Here is a 3,405-nt window from a genome sequence, read left to right on the forward strand (position 1 = left end):
CCATTCTTATGCGTCGGGCGAGATTATGTGGCGGAGCTGCGCAGATGCCCGCCAAGCCTGCCAAGCCTGGAATCCTCCGCCACATAATATTTCATGCCTCTCTAACGGACGCGGGATCCCCCTGCGCCGCAATGCTGGAGGGGCAGGATGCTCGACTTCTATTTTTCGTATCGTGGGGTGCTCAAGCGCCTGCGTAGCGGTGCGCTCGGTGGCGAGATGGATCGCATCGCGAAGCATTTTTTCACGCTTGGTTATAAGCCAGCATCCGCCAAGATTTACCTGAGCCGGATTGCGCGCTTTAGCCAGTTTGCCGCGACGCGCTGTGGTCCGATGCCTATCCCTCAAGATGTCATCGACAGCTATTTGTGCACGTTTACTACTGATACTCCGCGCATCGGCGCAGTGTCGGCTCTAGGACACGCACGCCGACTGGCTCCGGAGCGGTTCATTGGTTCTGTTCCAAGTGTAGAGGATGATCCGGATGCTCCGCTTCTGGCCTCCTTTTCGGACTATCTGAGCAGGGTGCGGGGACTTGAGCCGAAGACCCGCGAAGGCGTTCTTTTGGGCGGCCGCCGCTTTCTGGATTGGCTCCGCCATCATCATCCCGACCAAGAGCTCCAAGCGTTGACGGCGGAGCATGTCTTCGCCGCCGTTGAGCATCGGCTATCGCTATCGGCGACCTCCGCCACCCGCACGGCGGAGACCTCTCACATCCGAACATTTCTTCGGTTTTTGTATTGGGCTGGCCACAATGACCAGGATCTCGCCCGCGTCGTCCCAGGGACGCCGCATTGGCGTTTGGCGCATTTTCCGCCGCGCCTTGCATGGGATGACGTTCGGCGCGCAATCGATGCGATCGGCGCAACGACGCCGGTCGACATCCGCGATCGAGCCGTCCTGTTGCTGCTCGCTACCACGGGTATTCGTAACGGCGAGCTCCGCACCATTCGGCTGCAGGATATCGACTGGCGAACTGGCGAGGTCTTTGTCCGGCGCACCAAGGGCAAGCGTGATCGGGTGGCGCCCCTCCTCGAGGAGACCGGCGCCGCGCTCGCCGACTATATCCTGCGTGCTCGACCGAAGGTGGATAGCCCATACCTGTTCCTGTCCTTCACGCCGCCCGTGGGACCGTTCAAGTACGCATCGCCTGTTTCGAGGATCGTGCGGAAGCGGTTGCAGCATGGCGGGGTCGAACTCGGGCGGGTCGCAGGTGCACATCTCCTGCGCCACAGCCTTGCCACCCAGCTCGTCAGGCAGCGAACGCCGATCAACGAGGTCGCCGATCTTCTCGGGCACCGCAGCATCAATACAACGGCGCTGTACGTAAAGGTCGCGGTCTCGCAGCTCGCCGAAGTCGCACTCCCCTTTCCGGGAGGCGTCGCATGACCGCCTTTACCCGATTACTCGGCGAGAAGGCCGAGCGTTACATCGAACTGCGCCGCTCCCTCGGTTATGCCTTCAGCAAGCAAGCTGGCACGTTGCGGGCTTTCGTCCGCTACGTTGAGCGCGCTCAGCTCGATGGGCCCGCCACTCGAACGATGGCGCTGGACTTCGTCCTGTCGTTCGGCGGCGCCGCCAACAGCCGCGCCACTCGCCACGGCGTGCTCCGCCGGTTTTACCAGTATCTCGCCGTCTATGACGTCCGAACCGAGGCCTTGGAGCGCAGAGCTTTCCCCAGATCCAGAGCGATTCCGCCTCCGCGTATTCTCAGCGAGGCTGAGTTGGCGTCGCTCATCGACGCATGTGCCCGCATTTCGCCGGAGGTTCCTCTCAAGGGCCGGACCATGGCGACGCTGATCGGATTGTTGGCGAGCTCGGGGCTGCGATCGGGCGAAGTGGTCCGGCTTGATCGTTCCGACGTCGATCTGGCCAACGGGGTCCTCCTCATTCGGAAGACGAAGTTCCGCAAGGATCGTCTCGTTCCAGTTCACACGACAACCCAGGCTGCCCTTGGTTGCTATGCCCGTGAGCGTGATGCCGCTTTTCTCATGCCCAAGGATCAGGCCTTCTTTCTCAGTTCCCGGGGCAACCGCCTCTCGGCGACTGGCCTGCAAAACGGCTTTGCTGAGGTCCGTAAGCTCGCCGGCCTTGATGGCGGCAAGCCGTTAAGGCCGCACGATCTCAGGCACCGCTTCGCCGTGACCCGCCTCAGCCTCTGGCACCAACAGCGCGCCAACGTTCAGGCGCTGCTCCCGTTGCTCGCCACCTATCTCGGCCACGCCAGTTACAGCGATACAGCCTACTACCTCACTGGCTCGGCGGATCTTCTCGCCATTGCGGCGGAACGCGCCTTCCTCGATGGAGGTGCAGCATGAGCGAACACCTGCTCCTGGCGCCGCTCCTGGAGTCCTATTTTCGCCGGCGCCTGACCAAGCAACGCAACGCGACTCCCGCGACCGTGGCCAGCTATCGCGACGCCTTGCGCATGCTGATCCTCTTTGCCGCCGCCCGGTTACGAAGGAAGCCGGCGGCATTGACGCTCGAAGACCTTGATCGAGACCTCGTTCTCGCCTTTCTCGACGAACTCGAAGAGAAGCGGAACAACTCCGTCGCCACGCGCAATGCCCGCTTGGCCGCGATCCGATCTTTCTTCCACCACGTCGCTGCCGCCGACCCGGCGTCCTTCGGCGTCGCCCAACGCGTGCTGACGATTCCCATTAAACGGACGCACATTGAGGTGACGTACCACCTCACCAAGGCCGAAGTGGACACCCTCGTTGCGGCGCCCGATCCAAAGACGCCCCGTGGTCGGCGCGACCAAGCCTTTCTGCTCTTCTTGGCACGGACCGGCGCCCGGGTCTCCGAAGCCACCGGCGTCAACGCAAACGATCTTCAGTTGGAGCGGTCGCACCCGCAAGTGCTGCTGCGCGGCAAAGGGCGCAGAGACCGCGTCGTCCCTATTTCCAAGGACCTGGCGCGAGCGCTGACGACCTTGTTGAGCGAGCGCGGGATCGCCCATCACGAGCCGCGACCGATATTCGTCGGCGCCCGCAACGAGCGCCTGACTCGTTTCGGAGCAACCCATATCGTGCGGCGTGCGGCCGCCGGGGCCGTGGTTATCAGGCCGGCCTTGGCCGACAAGCCCATATCGCCGCACATCTTCCGGCACTCCCTCGCCATGAAGCTTCTCCAGTCCGGCGTGGACCTTTTGACGATCCAAGCCTGGCTCGGGCACGCACAGGTCGCCACGACCCACCGCTACGCCGCCGCGGATGTCGAGATGATGCGCAACGGACTCGAGAAGGCGGGCGTCGCCGGCGACCACGGCGTGCGTTTCCGACCGAACGACGCCGTTCTGCAACTGCTGAACAGCATCTAAATATTATGTGGCGGAGGCAAGCTGGGTTTGGCCGGCCCTGACGGGCGTCAGGGCGGCTCCGCCACATAATCTCGCCCGACGCATAA

Annotated in this window: 3 protein-coding genes; all 3 read left to right on the forward strand. The window is 63.1% G+C overall.

From position 1 onward, the window contains the following. Positions 1 to 147: 147 nt before the first annotated feature. The 3 genes from NKJ15_RS32780 to NKJ15_RS32790 are packed head-to-tail and all read left to right on the forward strand — an operon-like array spanning position 148 to position 3,319. The gene (locus NKJ15_RS32780) at positions 148 to 1,386 is read left to right on the forward strand and encodes a site-specific integrase (RefSeq protein ID WP_352819825.1); all 1,239 of its coding nucleotides are present in this window, start codon (positions 148 to 150) and stop codon (positions 1,384 to 1,386) included. Then, on the forward strand, positions 1,383 to 2,315 hold the full coding sequence (locus NKJ15_RS32785; RefSeq protein WP_352819827.1) for a tyrosine-type recombinase/integrase: 933 nt from the start codon (positions 1,383 to 1,385) through the stop codon (positions 2,313 to 2,315). Before NKJ15_RS32780 ends, NKJ15_RS32785 begins: the two co-directional genes overlap by 4 nt. Beyond that, on the forward strand, positions 2,312 to 3,319 hold the full coding sequence (locus NKJ15_RS32790; protein ID WP_352819829.1) for a tyrosine-type recombinase/integrase: 1,008 nt from the start codon (positions 2,312 to 2,314) through the stop codon (positions 3,317 to 3,319). Before NKJ15_RS32785 ends, NKJ15_RS32790 begins: the two co-directional genes overlap by 4 nt. The last annotated feature ends 86 nt before the right edge of the window (positions 3,320 to 3,405 follow it).

Origin of the sequence: Mesorhizobium sp. M0207, from assembly GCF_040321995.1 — a bacterium.
Classification (GTDB): domain Bacteria; phylum Pseudomonadota; class Alphaproteobacteria; order Rhizobiales; family Rhizobiaceae; genus Mesorhizobium.